Origin of the sequence: Solirubrum puertoriconensis (assembly GCF_001483135.1) — a bacterium.
GTDB classification, from domain to species: Bacteria; Bacteroidota; Bacteroidia; order Cytophagales; family Hymenobacteraceae; genus Solirubrum; species Solirubrum puertoriconensis.
On record NZ_LNAL01000005.1, the window covers coordinates 207,658 to 226,909 of the forward strand.

Annotated in this window: 15 protein-coding genes and 1 pseudogene; 10 read left to right on the top strand and 6 right to left on the bottom strand. The window is 64.2% G+C overall.

What is annotated here, in order from left to right:
- Nucleotides 1–11: 11 nt before the first annotated feature.
- The 3 genes from ASU33_RS04625 to ASU33_RS04635 all read right to left on the bottom strand — a co-directional run bounded on the left by ASU33_RS04625 (nt 12) and on the right by ASU33_RS04635 (nt 3,353).
- Nucleotides 12–1,184 (bottom strand): glycoside hydrolase family 88/105 protein, encoded by a 1,173-nt coding sequence (locus ASU33_RS04625; protein WP_059068695.1) that lies wholly within the window; start codon nt 1,182–1,184, stop codon nt 12–14.
- A gap of 81 nt (nt 1,185–1,265) precedes the next feature.
- Entirely contained in the window at nt 1,266–2,498 is a 1,233-nt protein-coding gene (locus ASU33_RS04630; protein ID WP_059068697.1) for an oligogalacturonate lyase family protein, read from the bottom strand.
- A gap of 39 nt (nt 2,499–2,537) precedes the next feature.
- Nucleotides 2,538–3,353, bottom strand: a complete 816-nt coding sequence (locus tag ASU33_RS04635; RefSeq protein ID WP_059068699.1) for a polysaccharide deacetylase family protein — start codon at nt 3,351–3,353, stop codon at nt 2,538–2,540.
- 297 nt (nt 3,354–3,650) lie between these two features.
- On the opposite strand from ASU33_RS04635, the gene ASU33_RS21420 reads away from it, so the two are divergent.
- The 3 genes from ASU33_RS21420 to ASU33_RS04650 are packed head-to-tail and all read left to right on the top strand — an operon-like array spanning nt 3,651 to nt 7,811.
- Nucleotides 3,651–3,812, top strand: coding sequence for a hypothetical protein (locus tag ASU33_RS21420; RefSeq protein ID WP_160328131.1), 162 nt, complete (start codon nt 3,651–3,653; stop codon nt 3,810–3,812).
- A gap of 60 nt (nt 3,813–3,872) precedes the next feature.
- Nucleotides 3,873–7,037: a DEAD/DEAH box helicase gene (locus ASU33_RS04645; protein WP_059068703.1), complete on the top strand. Its 3,165-nt coding sequence runs from the start codon at nt 3,873–3,875 to the stop codon at nt 7,035–7,037.
- A 54-nt stretch (nt 7,038–7,091) separates the two neighbouring features.
- Nucleotides 7,092–7,811 carry a GNAT family N-acetyltransferase gene (locus ASU33_RS04650; RefSeq protein WP_059068705.1) on the top strand — a complete coding sequence of 240 codons (720 nt, stop codon included), beginning with the start codon at nt 7,092–7,094 and terminating at the stop codon, nt 7,809–7,811.
- A gap of 32 nt (nt 7,812–7,843) precedes the next feature.
- Here the strand turns inward: ASU33_RS04650 and ASU33_RS04655 are convergent, their stop codons facing one another.
- Nucleotides 7,844–8,941: a serine hydrolase domain-containing protein gene (locus tag ASU33_RS04655; protein WP_160328132.1), complete on the bottom strand. Its 1,098-nt coding sequence runs from the start codon at nt 8,939–8,941 to the stop codon at nt 7,844–7,846.
- Between the two features lie 331 nt (nt 8,942–9,272).
- On the opposite strand from ASU33_RS04655, the gene ASU33_RS04660 reads away from it, so the two are divergent.
- The 6 genes from ASU33_RS04660 to ASU33_RS04685 all read left to right on the top strand — a co-directional run bounded on the left by ASU33_RS04660 (nt 9,273) and on the right by ASU33_RS04685 (nt 16,000).
- Nucleotides 9,273–11,606: a TonB-dependent receptor gene (locus ASU33_RS04660; protein ID WP_059068710.1), complete on the top strand. Its 2,334-nt coding sequence runs from the start codon at nt 9,273–9,275 to the stop codon at nt 11,604–11,606.
- Nucleotides 11,607–11,614: 8 nt separating this feature from the next.
- A complete protein-coding gene (locus ASU33_RS04665) occupies nt 11,615–12,829 on the top strand; it encodes a DUF4374 domain-containing protein (protein WP_059068712.1) in 1,215 nt (404 codons plus the stop codon).
- A 121-nt stretch (nt 12,830–12,950) separates the two neighbouring features.
- Nucleotides 12,951–13,664 carry a DUF4198 domain-containing protein gene (locus ASU33_RS04670; RefSeq protein ID WP_059068714.1) on the top strand — a complete coding sequence of 238 codons (714 nt, stop codon included), beginning with the start codon at nt 12,951–12,953 and terminating at the stop codon, nt 13,662–13,664.
- Between the two features lie 25 nt (nt 13,665–13,689).
- Entirely contained in the window at nt 13,690–14,016 is a 327-nt protein-coding gene (locus tag ASU33_RS04675; protein WP_059068716.1) for a hypothetical protein, read from the top strand.
- Between the two features lie 3 nt (nt 14,017–14,019).
- Nucleotides 14,020–14,298, top strand: coding sequence for a hypothetical protein (locus tag ASU33_RS04680; RefSeq protein ID WP_059068718.1), 279 nt, complete (start codon nt 14,020–14,022; stop codon nt 14,296–14,298).
- 4 nt (nt 14,299–14,302) lie between these two features.
- Nucleotides 14,303–16,000, top strand: coding sequence for a PepSY-associated TM helix domain-containing protein (locus ASU33_RS04685; protein WP_059068720.1), 1,698 nt, complete (start codon nt 14,303–14,305; stop codon nt 15,998–16,000).
- Nucleotides 16,001–16,033: 33 nt separating this feature from the next.
- Here ASU33_RS04685 and ASU33_RS04690 read toward each other — a convergent pair whose 3' ends face one another.
- A complete protein-coding gene (locus ASU33_RS04690) occupies nt 16,034–17,596 on the bottom strand; it encodes a Fic family protein (protein WP_059068721.1) in 1,563 nt (520 codons plus the stop codon).
- 53 nt (nt 17,597–17,649) lie between these two features.
- The gene (locus ASU33_RS04695; RefSeq protein ID WP_059068724.1) at nt 17,650–18,381 is read right to left on the bottom strand and encodes an arylesterase; all 732 of its coding nucleotides are present in this window, start codon (nt 18,379–18,381) and stop codon (nt 17,650–17,652) included.
- Between the two features lie 186 nt (nt 18,382–18,567).
- Here ASU33_RS04695 and ASU33_RS04700 point away from each other — a divergent pair.
- A pseudogene (locus ASU33_RS04700) lies at nt 18,568–19,221 on the top strand (ABC transporter ATP-binding protein); the annotation flags it as partial.
- Between the last annotated feature and the right edge of the window lie 31 nt (nt 19,222–19,252).

Here is a 19,252-nt window from a genome sequence, read left to right on the forward strand (position 1 = left end):
CCCAAGCGCACCTAGGATTTGGCGGCGGCCTTATCGAGGTTGTCGTTCAGCTTGCAGAGCTCGGTACCGGCCAGCAAAAAGCAGCCGAGGCCGTAGTCCTCAAAGTCGGGCTTGCTGGTGTAGGTAACCGGCTGGCCGTCCTTGGGCTCTTTGCCGGTGCCCTGCACGTAGCCTAAAAAGCCGGTTTTGTGCACGCCCTCCGAGGCCATTGCCTGCCAGGCTTTGGTAACAATGGGCTGGTACTGCTTGGCATCGAGCAAACCCTGGTTGATGCCCCAGGCCATGCCGTACACAAACAAGGCGGTGCCCGTCAGCTCCTTGCCGCCGAAGTGCGTGGGGTCGTGCAGGCTCACGTTCCAGAACCCATCGGGGCGCTGCAGCGGCGGCAGGGCCTTCATCATCGTCAGGTACATCTGCTCGTACTCCTGCCGGTGCGGGGCATCCTTCGGCATAATTTCGAGCACGCGCACCATGGCAGCCACCACCCAGCCGTTGCCGCGGCTCCAGTAGCAATCCTCACCGTTGGGCTCTTTGTAGGGCGGCACAAAGTCCTTGTCGCGCCACCACAGGCCATCCTGCGCGTTGAAGAGGCCGTTGCCGCCGTGCCTGGTTTTGGCGTAGTCGTAGAGCTGGTACATCTTCTCGAAGTACCGGTTGTCCTGGTACATCACGCCGAGGCGGGCAAACACCGGCATGGCCATCTGCAGGGCATCAATCCACCACCAGTCGTCGGCTTGCTCGGTTTGCATCATCAAATCGATGCTGGCTTTGATGTCGTGAATGCGCTCGGGCTTGGGGTCGATGGCGTGGAGCGCGAGGTAGGTTTGGCCGCAGCACTGGTTGTCGGCGTTGCGGGTTTCGATGCCGCGGTTGAGGCCCCACTTGTGCTTTTCGCCCCAATCCACGGCGTAGTCGTAGTAGCGCTTTTGCTTATCGATGCCGTGGAGTGCCATTAGCCCCTCGTAGTACACGGCGCGCGTCCAGATGTTGCTGGGGCGTGTTTTGTTTGTCACGATCTCCTTGCCCGTATCCGGCCACTTCTGCATAAAGTAGTCGTTGGCCAGCGTCATGGTGCGCAGCAGGTCTTTCTTCTTGGGCAGGCGCTTGGCCGCGGCGGGCAGGGCCGGCAGCAGCAGGCCCAGGCCCAGCACACCTAGGGTATGCCCGAAGGCGCGGCGGCTCATGGCTTGCGGAGTAAAGGCGGGTATCATCGGCTTGGGGTGGTTGGGTTAGTGTCGGGGTGGTGGCGGCGCAGGCTGCAGCACCTAGGAGGCAGGCTTGGCGAGTTCGACAGCGTACACCTGCGACTGCCCTTCGAAGTTGGCCCGGAAGATGATCCACTTGCCATCGGGCGAGAAGTGCACGTTGGGCTCGAGCTGGTAATTGTGCTTGCCCAGGTTCACCAGCTTCTCGGCTTTAAACTTGTCGCCCTCGGGCCGAAACAAGTAAATCCACTGGCCGTTGGGCGAGTGCGCCACCGAAGTGGGGTAGCCACCGTCGCCGGCAAACAGCTTCTGGTCGGGCGAGGAGGTGTAGTGCACCGACCACTCGTCGCGCGTCAGCTCGTACTTGCGCTGCTTGCCGGTTTTCAGGTCGGTACCGGTTACGAAGAAGGTAGCGCCGCGCGGCAGCTGGTGGTCAAACCAAATGGTTTTGCCATCGGCGGCAAACCACTCGTGGCCGGCAATTTCGCGCTCCATGGTGCGCTTGTGCACCTGCGTTACCTGCTTGGTTTTGGTATCGATCGTCCAGATGCGGTCGACCAGCTCCCAGGGGCCCTCGTGGCAGAACATGAGCAGCCGCGCATCGGTGGGCGAAAACTGCACGTGGTTCAGCCAGGCGTTGTCGGTGAACAGCTTGGTGAGCTGCCCGCCCTGCGTGCTGATGGTGAACAGGGTGCGCGGCAGCTTGGCGTCGTAGATGCGCCGGAAGTAGTCCTTCTTCTCGGGGTACTGGCGGTAAATCTCCTTTTCGGCGTCGCTGCCCCAGGCGCCGCCCAGCCGGGTTTCGTCGGCGTTGAGGGTGGTGATGCTGGCCTTGAAATCGGCCGTAAAAACGTACACCAGCCGCGTTTTGCGGGTGTCAACGTGGGTGGCGTACACCGTGTCGGCGGTTTGGTAGAACACCTCGCGGCGCTTGGGGGCCACAATCTCGCCGCTCACCTGCCGGAAGTAGCGCGTAAGCGGCTGCACCTCGCGGGTTTTCAGGTTGAGTTTGCGCAGCTGCTTGCCCTGCTCATCGGTGTGGTAGTACACCATCCAGTCGCCGCCGGCGCCGCTCACGAAGGGCCGGTTATGAAAGTAAAAGCTTTGGTTGGCGCCATCGGCGGGCGTAAGCCGCACCACGCGGTGGCCGGTGTCCGCATCGAGCCACTCGGTGGGCATGGCCGGCTGGCTGCCGGTGGCCAACTTGGCTTGGCCGTGGGCTTGCCCGGCCAGCAGCAAGCTGCCGCTACCTAGGGCCAACACTAAACTTTTGCGGGTAGCAGCTCGAAACATAGCAGGCGAACGGGTTTGGTGGTGGAGGTTGGCAGTGGCTTAGTTGACTGGTACGGCGGCATTGTGGGCACCCAGGGCGCGGGGCACATCGACGTAGCGGCCTAGCTCGCGTAGGGCAATTACCCGGTAGCGTTTGGCCTTGAGGTAACGCAGGTATTCTTCGAACAGGGCGGGCGGTGTGCTCACCCAATCGTGGGCCGCATCGGGCACACCATGAATAGTAAGCACCACCACGCGGCCATCCTTGGCCTGCTTCAGCGCCTCGTACACCTGCTCGCGGTTGTTGCCGGTGGTGGAGTAGCTGGGCACGAGGTAGGGATGGTCGGCGGCCGGGGCATAGGCGCGGGTGTAGCCTTGCTTGCTGCCGCCGGTACGCGCAAACTGGTAGCCTCGCTCGCGCAGCACCTCCAGGGCCAGCGGGTGCGTGTCGTAGCCGGGGTAGGCAAACGTGGTAGGCCGGGCAATGCCGTATTGTCGACAGCGCGTTTCTATCGAGTCGAGCTCGGCGGCTATCTGCTCGCGCGAGAGTTTGTTGACATGGCGGTGCGTGAGGGTATGGCTGCCCACTTCAAAGCCCATGCGGTCGAGCTGCCGGATTTGCTCCCAGCTCATGTACTTGGTTTTGTCGGCAAACGGCGGCTCCCTGAATTCGCACACGAAGAACGTGGCCCCAAAGCCGTAGCGCTTCAGCAACGGCGCTACGTAGGTAGCGTGGCTGAGCGAAGCGTCGTCGAAGGTGAGCACCACCAGCTTATCGGGCACCGGCCGGCGCAACGCCTGCGCCCCTAGGTTGCCCAACGGCAAACTCAGCAAGGCAGGTAGCAGCAGACAGGTAAGCGGGCGAGTGGCAACCATGGCGCGGAGCACGGGACGAGTTCGGGGCCAAGAAAAGAAGCTCCCTGGCCGTAACCCTCCTGTACTGTTCCGCCCGGGTGTTTCCGGCTTTAAACTTCGGCGATGCTTTCCATTTCCGCGGCCGGAGCCTGGCCCCGGTTTGCCCGCCTGCTTACCTGGCCGGTCGGTTTTTTCTGGCCCCATTGCGCCGGCTTATCCCTGGTTAACTTTTGCGCTGCCCTGGCTGCGGGCCAGCGGGCCCCGGGCGTGCGTATCTTTAGACCGGCGTGCACCGCTTCACCCCCAGCTGATTTTTACTTGGACGACTACCCTGCTTCCGCTGCTGACCCGGTTCACCAGCTTTTGCTGCCGGAAGTAAGCCTGACGACGCTGACCCCGGCCGAGGTGGAGTTGCGCTCCACCCTCGCTTTTACCGCGGTCCGGCGGCCGAACCCTGGCATCCAGGTTGAGCAGCTGTAGCTCAACTACGGCCGCTTTCGCTACCAGGCCGGGGAAGCTGGGGCGAGCGTTGCCTCGACGGTGGAAATACGCCAGTCGAGCTCGGGCCTGCACCTGAGCTGCTCCTGCGACCCCGCGCAGGCGGGTTGGTGTGAGCCGCAGGTGCAGGTTTTGCTCGCCCTGCTGGCGCGCAAGCCCTGGCGCCTGTTCTTCGACGCTGCCGCCCGCCGGCACTACCTGACTCCCTGCGCCCGCGATTTCGGCCTGGACGTAAACGGTTCCCTGGAGGAGCACCTGGAGCTTTGCTTTGACGAGACCGAAGGCCTGCGCGTGCGTCCCCGGCAGGCCGGGCTGTTCGCCGTCAGCGCTGCCGCCAAGCAGGAGCTCATCGGCCAGCTGCTTTCCCCGCCGCGTCCTGCGGCCCCGGCCGAGCAAACCCTCCGGCTGCTGATCCTTGGTCGGCACCGCTATTACGGTCACCTGCTGCTGTACCTGGGCGAAGCAGGCCTGAGTTCCACCGGCAAGCTGCGCAACCCAGTAACCCTGCTGAATCCCCTGGATGAAGTCTGGCGCCTTGCCGACCCGACGGCTATGAAGTTTTACTCCGGGCTGGCGCGCCTGCAGCAGAACTACGACGACGTCCGCTCGGCCGCCACCCTTACCGCGCTGCGGGCCGTGGTGCTTAACCCCGAAAACCTGCCGGTGTACGTGCACGACGGCGCAGTGGCGGATAAACCCACGGCCGCGTCCCTGCAGCCGGTGACGCTGCGCTGCGGGCGGGCGCAGGTGCACCTGCAGGTTGATCAGCGCGGGGAGTTTTACGAAGTCGGCGGCGAGCTGCGGCTGGATGACCAGGCCTACCCGCTTACCGAGCTGCGCATCCGCTACGAATACTTCGTGGTCGCCCACGGAGCCTGGCACCTGCTCGACGACCTGGACGTGTGGCGGGTGGTGGATTTTTTTCAGCGCCGCAACAACACCCTGCTCATCCACCAAAGCAAGTTCGCCGAGTTTCAGGCCGACGTGCTTGCCCGCCTGGAAGATCGGCTTCAGGTGCGCTACAGCTACGTGCGGCCCGCTACGGCCGAGCAGATCGTCTCCGCCGGCTTTGACGCCCCACCCCAGGGGCTGCTATACCTGACCGATGCGGGCCCCCACGTGGAGCTGCTGCCGGTTATGCGTTACGGCCCGCGGGAGGTGCCGGTCCTGTCCCACCGGCAGGTTTACGCGACCGACGAGCTGGGCCGGCCCTTCCTGCTCGCGCGCGACGCAGCTGCCGAAGCCCGCTTTACCGCCGCGCTGCTGCGCCACCTGCCCGATCCCGAGGAGCTGCGCAGCCCGGGCAATGCCTGGTCCCTGCCCCGCGCTTATCTGCTGCGGGAGGAGTGGTTTATTGCCGCCTTTGAGGAGTGGCAAAAGCTGGACATCACCGTGCTGGGCTTCAACGAGCTGCGGGGCAACCGCCTGAACCCGCACCGGGCGCAGATTTCCGTGCGCGTAAGCGGGAAAAACGACTGGTTTGACACCGAGCTTAAGGTGCAGTTCGGTCCGCAGCGGGCCCGGCTGCGGCAGCTGCAGCTGGCCGCGCGCAAACGCAGCCGCTACGTTACCCTCGATGACGGCACCCGCGGCATCCTGCCCGCCGAGTGGCTGGAAAAGTTTCAGGATTACTTCGCCGCCGGCGAGGTCGTCGACGAGCGCCTGCGCACGCCCAGCGTGAGCTTTGCCACCCTGGCTCGCCTCTACGACGAAAACCAGCTCGACGCCGCCGCCCGCACGCGGCTGGCCCGCTTCCAGGCCGCCGCGGCCGACTTTACCGGCATTGCCCCGGTGCCCAAGCCCGCGGGGCTGCAGGCCCAGCTGCGCGACTACCAGCAGCAGGGCTTGCGCTGGCTGAGCTTTCTGGCCGAGTTTGGGTTCGGGGGCTGCCTGGCCGACGACATGGGCCTGGGTAAAACCCTGCAGGTGCTGGCCTTACTGCAGCACCGCCGCGAGCAGCCCGGCGCCGAAAACCGCGGCCCCAGCCTGGTGGTGGTGCCCACCTCCCTGCTGTTTAACTGGCAGGCCGAGGCGGCCCGGTTTACTCCCCACCTGCGGGTGCTGGCGCTGCACGGGCAGCGCCGCCCCGGCGCTAATGCCTTGGCCGCCGCCGACCTGGTGCTGACCACCTACAACACCCTGGTTTCGGACATCAATTGGCTGCGCCGCTGCGCCTTCGACTACGTCGTGCTCGACGAGGCGCAGGCCATCAAGAACCCCGACTCCCAGCGCTACAAAGCCGCCTGCCTGCTCACGGCCCGGCAGCGGCTGGTGCTCACCGGCACCCCGGTGGAAAACCAAACCCTGGACCTGCACGCCCTGCTTTCCTTTGCCTGCCCCGGCCTGCTGGGTTCCCGCGCTTACTTCCGCGACCATTACCTGCTGCCCATCGACAAGTTCGAGGACGAGGCCCGCGCCCGCGAGCTGCAGCTTAAAATCAAACCCTTCGTGCTACGGCGCACCAAAGCCCAGGTGCTCACCCAGCTGCCCGCCAAAACGGAAATCACCCTGTACTGCGAGCTGGGCGCCGGGCAGCGCCACCTCTACGACGCCTGCCGGGCCGCCGTGCGCGCCCGCCTGCTGGGCCAGCTGGAAGAAGCCCCGGGGCGGCAAGGCCTGCACCTGCTGCGCGGGCTCACCCGCCTGCGCCAGCTCTGCAACTCCCCGGCTCTGCTGCCCGACGAGGAAAGCTACGGCGTTGAGTCCGCCAAGCTGCAGGTGCTGCTCGAGGAGCTCACGCAGCGCACCCCGCACCACAAGGTGCTGGTATTCTCCCAGTTCGTGGGCATGCTGGAGCTGATCCGCCCCGAGCTTGACGCCTGCGGCATCCGCTACGCCTTGCTTACCGGCCGGACCCGAGACCGGGCCGCGGTGGTCAGCGCCTTCCAGGAAGACGAGGCCGTGCGCGTGCTGCTGGTTTCCCTCAAGGCCGGCGGGGTGGGCCTTAACCTCACCGCGGCCGACTACGTGTACCTGGTTGACCCCTGGTGGAATCCGGCCGTGGAAAACCAGGCCATTGACCGCAGCCACCGCCTGGGTCAGACCCGCAAGGTGGTGGCCGTGCGGCTAATCTGCCCCGGCACGGTGGAGGAGAAAATGCAGGAGCTGCAGCAGGGCAAGCGCGCCCTGGCCAGCGAGCTTATCCAGACGGACGCCGCGCTGCTCAAGCACTTAAGCCGGGAGGACCTGCTGCAGCTGCTGAGCTGACGCTGCTGCCCGCCCGGCGTTGTACTTTCGGGCCGGTTAACCCTTTCTTGCTGCATGCTGCTAATCCCGGGCTCTCCGCTTTCCCCAGCTTCGGAACACCCCCTCGACAACCCCATCTGGCACGCCCTGCGCACCGGCAACCAGGCCCTGACCCGGGGCGACGAGTCGGTGCTGGTATTTCCCCGCGACGTGGGTGCCTTTGCCGGGCTGGCTGAGTACACGCCCGCTAACTTAGGCCGCCTGCACGAGCTCACCCCGGCGGGGGAAGTTGTCATCCTGTTCACGCCGGCAGCCATCGCCCCGCCCGCGGGCTGGCGGGTCAATCTGCACCGGGACTTGCTGCAGCTGGTATATCCGCACGCCGCCGCGCCGGTCGCGCCGGCAGATCACCTTGTGGCCCTCGGGGAGGCGGACGTACCTGCCATGCTGGCTTTGACGGCCCTGACCAAGCCGGGCCCCTTTCTCTCCCGCACCATTGACTTTGGCGGCTACTACGGCGTAAAGCACGGGGGCGAGCTGGTGGCCATGGCCGGACAGCGGCTGCAGCCATCGCCCTACACCGAAGTCAGCGCCGTGTGCACCCACCCCGACTACCTGGGCCGCGGCTACGCCGGGCAGCTGGTATGCTACCAGCTCGTCCGCATCCTCGCCCAGGGGCGTGTACCCTTCCTCCACCTGTACGAGGACAACACCCCGGCTTACCGGCTCTACCTTAAGCTTGGCTTTGTCCGGCGCGGGCTGCTGCAGGTGTACGTGCTGGAAAAACTGGCTTAGCTGCGGCAGTCGCGGCTGAGAAATATCGGGCTTCAGGGCGCAGCAAGTCGCTGCTGCAGGCCCTCGGCCACTTTCCGGCTCCAGGCCTCCCCGTTGGGGTCGCCGGCATTGGATAGCACCGCAATGGTGTACTCGCCCGCCAGGATCAGGTGGCTGTTGTGGCCGAGCCAGTCCTCCACCCCGCTGTGGCGCAGCTCTACGGTTTGCCCGCCGCGGGTGAGCACTACCCAGCCGTAGCCGTAAAATACCTCCCGCTCGCCTTCCCGCCGCACCGGCACGGCCGGCGCCCACAGCTGCCGCAGACTGCCTTCCCCCAGCAGCTGCCGGCCGCGCAGTGCGCTAATCCAGCGCAGCAGATCCCGGGCGGTGCTGTACATGCCCGTGGCACCCCGGTAGCCGTAGTTGGCTTGGCTCTGCCCCTGGCGGTACACCCGCGAATCAACCCGGCGGGTGCGCTGCTCATCCAAGACCGGGGCCAGCTTAAGGTCAGGCGGCAGCGGCTCGCCCCAGAAGCCGGTTTGCCGGAGCCCCGCGGGCTCGAGCAGCTGGGTTCGCAGGTACTGCTCGTAGGGCATGCCCGCCGCTTTTTCCACCGCCAGCGCCAGCAGGGCATAGCCGTCGCTGGAGTATCGGTATCCCTTACCCGGAGCAGCGCTGAGGGGCTGGCGCAGGATGGCGCGCACAGCCCGGTTGAAGTCAGTTTCCCCGTCCGCGGAATAACGGTCTGCCAGGCCCGCGGTGTGAGTCAGCAGCTGATGCAGGGTGATGCGGCGCTTGTCGGCCGGTACCGCCGCAAAAAACCGCGGCAGCGAGTCCTGCACCTGCAGCCGGCCCTGCTCGGCCAGCTTCAGCACCGCGGCAGCGGCAAACTGCTTGCTCAACGAGCCTAGCCAGTAGGCCCGGACGGGCCGCGTGGCCGCGCCGGTGGTTGCCTCCTGCTCCAGCAGAACCTCTGCGCCGCGGGCTACCAGCACCGCGCCGCTAAATCCCTGCCGAGCCTGCTGCTCTACGTAGGCGGCGAGCCCCTCCGGCTGAGCCGCCGCGGTCCTCGGCGCTGACCCGGCGGCCGTAGCCGCGGGTTGATCGGCGGCAGGCGAGAGCGCAACCAAGAAAGCAAGCAGGTAAGGCATCAGCATAAGGCCGGTGGTTACAATTAAGCCTCCAAGTTAATCAGCCGCGGTGGGTTGAGCTTTTGAATACTGTCTATCGGGCCCTTCAGGTGCTAGATACCGGCCCATTTAGCGGTAAGGCTTTATGTCCGAGCTGATTGGCTGGCTGCGCCCTCAAAGCTGGGGATTAGCGCGGGCGGGATCCCACATTATTATTTGGACTAATTCTAAATTTAATTTGGAACGAGTCTAAGTAAGCTCCACTTTTGCAAAAAAAGAGCCCCGTAGTTGGCGCTACGGGGCTCACCCGGGGAAACCCGGGTCGCTTTCAAACAGGGACGTTTAAAAAGCAATGCAAATTCGGAAAAATTTGCTGCTGGTAGTACTGTATACCTACAGTATTGTGGCCAGCGCGCAAAACCTTGGGTTGGTCCGAGGAACGCTCAAGGACAAATTCGGCGCGGTAGTGCCTTCGCTTACCGTAAGGCTGGAAGGTACACCGCTGGGAGCGGTAACCGACGCGGCCGGCGGTTTTGCCATCCGCAACGTTCCGCCGGCCTCGTACACGCTGGTGGTTACCGGCATCGGCTACAAGCCGCTGCAACGCACCGTTGCGGTGGCGGCCGGGCAGGAAACGGTGGTTGCCTTAACGGTGGAGGAGGCCTCGGTGGATATTGCCGGGGTAACGGTGGTGGGCCGCTCGGCGGTGCAGGAAACCAACCGGCAGGCGTTCAACGTGACGGCCGTTGATGCCAAGCAGCTGTACAACACCACGCTGGACCTGGCCGGCGCGCTCGACCGCGTGGCCGGCATTCGGGTGCGGGAGTCGGGCGGCGTGGGCTCCAACTTCAACCTGTCGCTCAACGGCTTCTCGGGCAACCACGTCCGCTACTTCATCGACGGCATCCCGATGGATGGCTTTGGGTCGTCGTTCCAGATCAACAACATCCCGATCAACGCGGCCGAGCGCATTGAAGTGTACAAGGGCGTGGTGCCTATCTGGCTCGGCTCCGATGCCCTAGGTGGCGCCATCAACATTGTAACCGGCAACCGGCAGCGCAACTACGTCGATGCCTCCTATTCCTTCGGCTCGTTCAACACGCACCGCAGCGTCGTGAATGCGGCCGCAACCTCGCGCAGTGGCCTGACGGCGCAGATCAGCGCGTTTCAAAATTACTCCGACAACAACTACCGGGTGAAGGTAGACGCAGCCGACATCAACACCGGCGCCTACGAACCTGGCAAGCGTGTGCGACGCTTTCACGATACCTACCACAACGAAACGCTGATTGCCAACGTGGGCGTGGTGGACAAGCGCTTCGCCGATAAGCTGTTGCTGGGCGTGACCGTCGGGAAAAATTACAAGGAAATCCAGACCGGGGCGCGCATGGTATCGGTGTTTGGGGGCTGGCACCGCCGCGGCAACATCCTGATGCCTACCCTCAAGTACAAAAAGGAGAACCTGGTGAAGGGTCTCGATGTGACCCTCAACGCCAACTACAACCTGGGCAGCGAGCAGAACATCGACACGATGAACGTGCGCTACGACTGGCTGGGCAACTACAAGCGCATTGGCACCAGCGGCGAACGGTCGCGGAGCCTGTACAAGTACCGCAACAACAACGGCCTGGCCACGGCCATGCTTAACTACCGCCTGGGTGAGCACCATGCCCTGGCGCTGAGCAACGTCTTCAATACCTTCAACCGCAAGGGCGCCGACGCCCTGAACCCGGCGGTGGTGGATCAGCCCCTGAAAACGCAGAAGAACGTACTGGGGCTGGGCTACTCCTACAACGTCAGCGACGACTGGAGCGCGTCGGTGTTCGGCAAGCACATCACGCAGCACAACGTGGTGGGGGCGGGCGCCGGCAAGGCTACCACCAACAAGCTCGGCTACGGCGTGGCGGCCACGTACTTTGTGCGGCCCGAGCTGCAGCTGAAAGGCTCCTACGAGCTAACGAACCGCATGCCGGAGGCGCAGGAGATTTTCGGCGACGTGGAAAACCAGGAGGGCAACCCCGGCCTGCGCCCCGAAAAAAGCAACAACGTCAACCTGGGGCTGAGCTACAACTACGCCATCGGCCCCGACGACCGCCTGCTGGTAACGGCCAACGCGGTGTACCGGCACTCGAGCAACTTCATTTACAACCGCCTGAACAATAATCAGTCGCGGCTGGTGGCTGATAACCGCGAAGGCGTACGTACGGTGGGCGCCGATGCGGAGGTGCGCTACTCGCACAAAACCCGGTTTTCGGCCGGGGCCACGCTTACCTACCAGTACCTGCAAAACATGCAGCGGTACGAGCCGGGCTACACGGGCGTGAGCCCGGTGTACCACGACCAGTTGCCGAACATTCCTTACCTGTTCGGCAACGCCGATGCCTCGTTTCTGCTGCCCGAATTCGGCGGCAGCGGCAACAGCCTCAGCATGGGCTACAACCTGCAGTACGTGCACGAATTCTACCTGTACTGGCCCAGCCGCGGCGGCGACAAGCTCAACATTTCGCAGCAGCTAAGCCACGACCTGAACGTGGTGTACAGCCTGAAAAACGGCCGCTACAACCTCGGGCTCGAGGGCCGCAACCTCGCCAATGCCCTGCTCTACGACAACTTCAGCCTGCAGAAGCCTGGGCGTGCTTTCTACGTCAACTTCCGCTGCTTCTTCAACAAAACCACCAACCGGTAGCCACCCCCATGAAGCTCAGAACTACCCTTGCCGCGCTGTGCGCCGCGGCCGCTTTAACCGCCTGCGACAACAACGACACCGCCACCACGCCCGACAACGCGGGTAACTACATTCTGACGGTGACGCCGGCCGCCTCCACCGGCGTGGCCGACTACCTGCTGAACGCCCGCACGCTGGAATCGGGCACTATCTCGACGGCGGGCAACGGCATTGAGCAGGACGGCACCTACCGCTACTATGTAACGCACAACAACAAGTTCTTCAGCATGCTCTACGGGCAGGGCAACCCCGGCGCCGTAACGGCCTACGGCAACCAGGGCGGCAAGCTCACGCGCCTCACCAACTTCCAGACGGAAACGGTTCAGGCCTTTGCGCCGGTGCAGAACGACTTGCTGCTGTTCAAGATTTCGCGCAGCCTGGCCTCGCCTACCTCCAGCTGGTACAAGGTGAACACCAACAGCCTGCTGATTTCGGCCGAAGGCAGCACCAACACGCTGAACCTGACGCGCAACGGCGAGCTGGCGCATTTCAGCTGGCTAAAGCAGGTGGGCAACAACGTGTTTGCGCCGTACTTCTGCATCAACGACAACCGCTTTAACACCGCCTACCCCGACAGCGCCTGGATTGCGGTGTACAACTACGCCGACATGCGGGTGGAGAAGATCATTCGCGACAACCGCACGAGCTTTATCGGCCGCTACTTCACCGACGGCCTCTCGGTGGTAGAAAACGGCGACGTGTACGCGTTTTCGGCGGCTGTGGCCGCTACCGGCGGCATGCTCAGCTCCACCAAGCCCTCGGCCATTACGCGCATCAAGGCGGGCACCACCGAGTTCGACCAGTCGTACTACCTGAACTTCGAGTCGATCAGCGGCGGGATGAACATCACCAACTGGCTGTACCTCGGCAATAATACCTACCTGGTGGGCGCCACCACGCGGGCCGAGAAGGGCGCGTACGTGGCCGGCCTGAACGTGGGCATCCTGAACGTGGCCGACAAAACCTTTGCCCCCGTAGCCGGGCTGCCGGCCAAGGCCGATATCCTGAGCCTGACCACCAACAACTACACCCCGAAAGACGGCCGCACCGCCTACCTAGGCGTGAACCTGAAGGACGGCACCAGCTACGTGTACAAGATCGACGCCAGCACCAAAACGGCCACGCAAGGCCTGAAAGTAGAAGGCGGCACCATTACGGCGGTGCAGTACCTGGCCGGCGAGTAAGCTCTCGGCAGCCCCGGCCAGCCGCTGCGTAGCCGCCGGCCGGGGCCTGCTGCTCGCAAACAACGCCCGGCCTCCGCGGAGCCGCGCCCCCAAACAACTAGTAACCAACAGCACGCAACAGATGAAATTCGTTGTTCTTTTCCTGGCGGTAGTAGCCGCTTACCTGGTGGGCCTGCCCACGGCCGCCGCCCACGCCGTTTGGATTGAAAGCGCGGCCAAGGCAACCAAAAACAAGGCCCACGAGGTGAAAATCATCTACGGCGACTACGCCGAGGGCGCCATCGAGCCAACAGCCAAGTGGTACTCCGACCTGAAAACGCTGGAAGTGTGGGTGGTGAGCCCCTCGCAGCAGAAAACCAAGCTGACGCTGACCGACGCCGGCACCCACCTGACGGCCTCCTTCCTGCCCGAGGCCGACGGCCTGTACTACGTAACCACCGTGCACGCCACCAAAGAGCTGGGCGGCACCACCAAGTACGAGTTTTCGTCGGTAGCGCCGGTGCTGGTAGGCAGCGCCCCGCCCGCGCTGGCGGCGCCGGCTTCGCCGCTGGCCATTGTGGCCGCGCCCAAAGCCTACAAAGCAGGCGCGCCAGTGGAGGCGCAGGTGTGGAAAGCGGGCCAGCCTTTTAAAAATGGCAAGGTGGAGCTGATGTCGCCCGAAGGCTGGGTGAAAACCGTGAAAACCGACGCCGACGGCAAAGTGGTGTTTACGCCCAAACTCAAAGGCACCTACGTGCTGGAAGCCTCCGACTACCAGGAGCAAGCCGGCGAGTGGCACCAGAAACCCTACACGCATTTCTGGCAGGGCTCCACTACCCGCATTCTCATCAACTAACTCCGCCAAGCACGCTTCACAACCCATGATCAGCACCCTTTTTCTGCTGCAGCTGCTGGCGTTTCGGCTGTGGTACCTGGCTTCGCCGCAGGCAAAGCTGCAGCCGGTAGGCTATGCCGCCTACGCCTTGCAAAACCCGCAGCAGGCCCGGGCGGTGGGCACGCTGCTGGCCGCCGCTACTGCCGTGGCCCTAGGTATGCACTGGGGCTGGATGACCGGCCTGAGTGCCTGGCTGGTGGGGCTGATGGGCGTGGGCGGCCTGGTGGTAGCCTTGGCGCCTTTCCGCTACTTCGGCGTGTACTCGGTGCTGGCTCTGTACGGCGTTTTCCTGGGCCTGGAAATCCTTTTCTGAGCTATGCCCGCCAACAAGAAATACCTGACCAAGTCGCCCTGGCTTCGCTTTTCCAAAATCATGGCCGGCACGGTGGGCGGCTACGCGGTAACGATGAGCCTGCACTTGCTGCTGGCCAAAATATTTCCGCGCGAAAACGTGGTGGCCACGGCGTTTTTCACGGGCTACCTCCTGTGGGTGTTGCTGCTGCTGTGGGCCTTTCTGGCCAAAAACACCTGGCAGGTTTGGCTTACCTACCTAGGGCTGACGGTGCTGTTCTTCCTGCCTTACCTGATTTCGTAGCTTCATGGACAACCGGAAGTACAACATCTACTTTCACACCCATACCGTCAGCGGCATTATCGTGTGCGTACTGCTGTACGTGGTGTTCTTTGCTGGCTCATTTGCCTTCTTCAAGGACGACCTCGCCGCCTGGCAGAAGAACAGCTCGTACGTGGCCAACCGCGCCACCACGCAGCGCAATTTCAACGGGCTGCTCGATTCGCTGGCCAAGCACCACAACCTGCGCGGGCGCGACATTGAGTTCTTCCTGAACAGAATCGGCATGGCGGGCTACGTATCGATGCTGCCCTCGAACGACAGCCTCGTGCGCAAGGCCGCCGCGCAAGCCCTTGCCAAGGCCAAAACCCAATCCGCCGCCGAAAAGCAGAAGCACGGCCGGGGGCGCGGCCGCGGCAAAGGCGGCGACGCGGCTTATTTCTCGTACGATTTTGCCCAGCGAAAAGCCGTGGAGTACGAGAAGGGCTACGACATGGGCGAGTTTATGTACCGGCTCCACTTTCTGGCCCCGCTCAACGCCATCCCGCTTCCCATCAACCTAGGGGCGCCGTTTGGCTACCTGCTGGCCGGCATCGTGTCGTTTATCTTCCTCTTTGCCCTGGTTACGGGCCTGCTGCTGCACTGGAATAAAATCGTTTCCAACTTCTTCACCTTCCGGCCCTGGAGCAAGTGGAAAACCGTGTGGACGGACCTGCACACCGCCTTGGGTGTGCTGCAGTTTCCGTTTCAGCTCCTCTTTGCCATTACGGGCATCGTGCTTATCGTCAACTCGGTGCTGCTGGCTCCCTTTGCCAGGTTGGCCTACAACGGCGAGAGTGAGCAGCTGTACGCCGACCTGCAAACCACCGACAATACCAAGTACGAATACAGCTACACGCCCTTAGGTGCCCCGTTCGACCTGAACCGGCTGGTGGCGCAGGTAGAGCATAAATGGGCCGGCAGCGAGCTGACGCGCGTATTCATCCGTAACTACCAGGATGCCAACATGCACGTTATCGTGCTGGCGGCCCCACCTGCCAAGGCCAGCTTTTCGGGCACCGGCAAGCTGGTTTACCGCGTGCGCGACCAGCACATTCTCCGCGAAGCCATGCCCACCGAGCACTCTACCTACGTGAGCAAGGTGCGCAGCCTGATCTACCACCTGCACTTCGGCGATTTTGGCGGCCGGCCGCTGCGCCTCATGTATTTCGTGCTGGGCGCAATGGGCTGCGTGGTGATTATTTCGGGCATTCTGATTTGGCTGGTAGCGCGCGACAAGACCAGCACCCCCGCCCGGGAGCGGGCGTTCAACTTCTGGACGGCCAACATTTTTTTGGCCATCAGCCTGAGCATGCTGCCCGTTACGGCCTTCACCATGATTGCCCTGCTGTTCGTCGGCAGCCCGGAGCAGTCGGATATCTTCCGGCTGTACTTCTACTCATGGCTGGCCCTAGGTGCCTACTTCATTGTCCGCCAAAACATTACCCTCACCAACCGCCAAACCCTGATGCTCTCGGCGGGGCTGTGCCTGCTGCTGCCCCTGCTCGATGGCGTGGTGCGCAACAACTGGTTCTGGAACACCTACGCCAAGGGGCAGTTCGATATTTTGTTTGTCGACCTGCTGTTTCTGGGTCTGGGCGGCATCAGCTCTGCTGTGCTCCTTCGGGTGAGGAAACGTCAAGCCGCACCGGCAGCTCCGCTGGTAACCGCAGCTGCCGGGGGGTGATCAGCTACCCACAGGTAGGGATTCTGGCGCACCCTACCCGTGCCGGCTCGTCTCCGGGCCGGGAAAGCTACGGGCGTAGGCCGCTTCAATCTCGCTTACCTCCGCTTCCGTCAGCTGCTCAAACTCCCGCTCCCGGGCCCGCTGGGAAAGCCGCCCTCCGTTCTGCTCCAGAAAGCGCACAAGCAAAGCCACCAGCCGGTCCGGCAACTGAAAGTGCTCGTCCAGCCAGCTTTTCAACTGGTCGTACTGCTGCAGGTAGGCTACCTCGGCGGGAATGGTGTGCTCGAGCGTGTACGCCACGCAGCGAAACAGAAACTCCGTCTGTGCCGTGGCGTCGAAGTAGCGGTAGTAGTCGCTCGTGTCGGCGAGCACCTCCACGTTGTGGTCGGGTGTGTTGCGCCAGGAGATAAACTCCAGCAGCGGGTGGGAGTAGCTTTCCAGCACCCGGCGGTAATCGTCCAGGTGCTCGAGAATAGCCGCCGACACCGGGAAGATGATGCCCTGCGGGGTAAACCGCAGCTTGGCCAGCAGGTGGTGAATCAGGTAGCGGTGCACCCGGCCGTTGCCGTCCACGAAGGGGTGAATAAACACGAAGCCGAAGGCCACCGCCGCCGCCGTCAGCACCGGGTGAAAGCCCGCGTGCTCGAGCTGCGCGGCCGTCGCCAGCAGCCCCTCCATCAGGCTGTCCAGGTCCTGCCAGCGGGCGGAGATGTGGTCCGGCAGCGGCTCGCCCGTGCTGCGGTCGTGCTCGCCCACGAAGCCGCCCTCGGTGCGGTAGCCCAGGCGCACGAAGCGGCTGTTTTCAATGACGATCTGCTGCAGGCGCAGCAGCTCCTCCTTGCTCAGCGGCTGCTGCCCCGCCTGCCCGATGGCCCGGCCCCAGCGCACCGCCCGGGTGGAAGTGGGGTTTTCCCCCTCAATGGTAAAGGAGGCTTTGGAATCCTTGAGCAGCAGAAAGGCCGAGGTGCGCAGCAGCACGTCTTTGTGAATGCCCCGGACAACCCGGCTGGCCTGTTCGCTTAGGTTCCGCGCCAGAAACTCCTCCAGGACCGGCGTCTTGTGCACCAGCGGGCAGAAGCCCACCGTGCCGGGCAGGTTGTTTCGGATGCGGTGGCGGCCGGAGGCTGGGCCGCTGGCCGCCGCGTACTGCAGCTTGTCGCTGAGCAGCGGCGCGTAGTTGCCCTCCCGCAGGTCGGGCACGGCCAGCGAACGGCCCATCAGCCACTCGTAGAGAAACCACACCCGGCGCGCGTACTGGCCCAGCGGCTCCCGGCGTATCCACTCCTCCCAGGTGGCCGCGGGCACCCGCTCAAACAGCTTCTTGAAGAACAGCAGGTCGACGCCCTCGTACTTCAGCGCGAAGGTCAGCTGGCCCGGCAGGGAGTCCTCCGGCGCGTGACGGGGGGTTAGCACCCGCCAGCCCTCAGTCTGGTACTGCCGGTGCTTGCGGCTGATGAGCGCCAGCTGCCGCGGCACGGGCACGGGCAGCTGCAGCCCCTCGATCAGGGCGCCGTAGCCGACCAACTGCCCCGGCTCCGGGGCCGTGCGGCCGTGAAAAACACTTACTTCCCGTGAAAAGCTGTTATAATCCGCCAACTCTGGTGAAAATCGTTTGCCAAAGATGCGGATTTCACCCCATCGCTCCAAGGCTAGGGCCGGCCGGGGGGCTGCTCGGACGGCTGCCGCAGCAAGGGCTGCAGGGTTTGCCACACGGTGCGGGCAATAATGCGGTGCCCCTCGGCGGTGGGGTGAATACCGTCGCGCTGGTTGAAGCGGGCCACCCCGCCCACGCCCTCGAGCAGAAAGGGAATCAGCGTCAACTCGTTTTTCGAGGCCAGCTCTACGTACAGCTGCTTGAACTCCCGGGCGTAGTCCTCGCCCAGGTTGGGCGGGATCTGCATGCCCGCCAGCACGATGCGGGCGCCGGGGCTTAGCTGCCGCACCGTGTCGATAATGGCCTGCAGGTTACGACGGGTAGCGCTCAGGGGCAGGCCCCGCAGCCCGTCGTTGCCGCCGAGCTCCAGCACGAACACCGCCACCGGCCGGCGCAAAACCCAGCCAACGCGGCTGCGCCCGCCGGCCGTGGTTTCCCCGCTTAGGCCGGCGTTAACCACCGAATAGCCCAGCCCCGCCGAATCAATCTTCTGCCCCACCAGGGCGGGAAAGGCCTGCTCGGGCTCCACGCCCAGGCCGGCGGTCAGGCTGTTGCCGAAAAACAGCACCGTGTTGCTGGCCGGGCGGGGGGGCGCGGCCTGATTTGCGGAGCCGGTTGTGGCCGGGGGCGGCGCCTGCGCCGTCTCCGCGGAGTTGCCCCCGCAGCCGGTCAGCAGCAGAAAACTTAAGCTAAGCAGCAAACCAAACCGGGTCGGGCGGATTTTCATGGGCAAAACATTTACTTCAACAAAGTGCGTAACGGCCTAAGGTACGCGTTGGGTTTAAGCGTCAGCCCTAACACTGCCTTGCCGGTCCCGTATCGCCCGGTCCCAGGTTCCGGGGCCTGCACCCTGAGTCCAAACCCCAAGCCCGTGCTCAAAGTCGAAAACCTAACCAAAACCTACCGCAGCGGCGGCCGCGAGCTCACCGTGCTCTCGGACGTGAGCTTCGAGCTGCAGGCCGGCGACACTTTCGCCATCGTGGGCCCCTCGGGCAGCGGCAAAACCACCCTGCTGGGCTTGTGCGCCGGCCTGGACCGGGCCAGCCGCGGCAGCGTATGGCTGAGCGGCATCCGCCTCGACGAGCTCAGCGAGGACGAGCGCGCCGCCGTGCGCAACGAGCACGTGGGCTTTATCTTCCAGAACTTCCAGCTGCTGCCCACCCTCACGGCCCTGGAAAACGTGCTGGTGCCCCTGGAGCTGCGCGGGGTGCGCGGCGGGGCAAAAACCGCGCTGGCGCTGCTGGAGCGGGTGGGCCTGGGCGGCCGCGGGCACCACTACCCCGCCCAGCTTTCCGGCGGGGAGCAGCAGCGCGTATCGCTGGCCCGGGCCTTTGCCAATGAGCCCCGCATTTTGTTTGCCGACGAGCCCACCGGCAACCTCGACGCCGACACGAGCGAGCGGGTCGTGGAGCTGCTCTTCGCCCTTAACCGCGAGGCAGGCACCACCCTGGTGCTGGTCACCCACGACCTGGAGCTCGCCGCCCGCACGGGCCGGGTAGTGCGCCTGCGCGGCGGGGCGTTGGTGTCCGATTCGCTAACCGAGGCGGCCGCCGCCCCGCCGCGGTGAGCGCGGCCCCGCAAACCCGGCCGGGGCTGGG

Bases quoted from the DNA above. Each gene is read 5' to 3' on its own strand.
- ASU33_RS04650 (WP_059068705.1), top strand. From the start codon at position 7,092: ATGCTGCTAATCCCGGGCTCTCCGCTTTCCCCAGCTTCGGAACACCCC.
- ASU33_RS04630 (WP_059068697.1), bottom strand. From the start codon at position 2,498: ATGTTTCGAGCTGCTACCCGCAAAAGTTTAGTGTTGGCCCTAGGTAGC.
- ASU33_RS04670 (WP_059068714.1), top strand. From the start codon at position 12,951: ATGAAATTCGTTGTTCTTTTCCTGGCGGTAGTAGCCGCTTACCTGGTG.
- ASU33_RS04675 (WP_059068716.1), top strand. From the start codon at position 13,690: ATGATCAGCACCCTTTTTCTGCTGCAGCTGCTGGCGTTTCGGCTGTGG.
- ASU33_RS04665 (WP_059068712.1), top strand. From the start codon at position 11,615: ATGAAGCTCAGAACTACCCTTGCCGCGCTGTGCGCCGCGGCCGCTTTA.
- ASU33_RS04680 (WP_059068718.1), top strand. From the start codon at position 14,020: ATGCCCGCCAACAAGAAATACCTGACCAAGTCGCCCTGGCTTCGCTTT.
- ASU33_RS04635 (WP_059068699.1), bottom strand. From the start codon at position 3,353: ATGGTTGCCACTCGCCCGCTTACCTGTCTGCTGCTACCTGCCTTGCTG.
- ASU33_RS04685 (WP_059068720.1), top strand. From the start codon at position 14,303: ATGGACAACCGGAAGTACAACATCTACTTTCACACCCATACCGTCAGC.
- ASU33_RS04625 (WP_059068695.1), bottom strand. From the start codon at position 1,184: ATGAGCCGCCGCGCCTTCGGGCATACCCTAGGTGTGCTGGGCCTGGGC.
- ASU33_RS04655 (WP_160328132.1), bottom strand. From the start codon at position 8,941: ATGCCTTACCTGCTTGCTTTCTTGGTTGCGCTCTCGCCTGCCGCCGAT.
- ASU33_RS04695 (WP_059068724.1), bottom strand. From the start codon at position 18,381: ATGAAAATCCGCCCGACCCGGTTTGGTTTGCTGCTTAGCTTAAGTTTT.
- ASU33_RS04660 (WP_059068710.1), top strand. From the start codon at position 9,273: ATGCAAATTCGGAAAAATTTGCTGCTGGTAGTACTGTATACCTACAGT.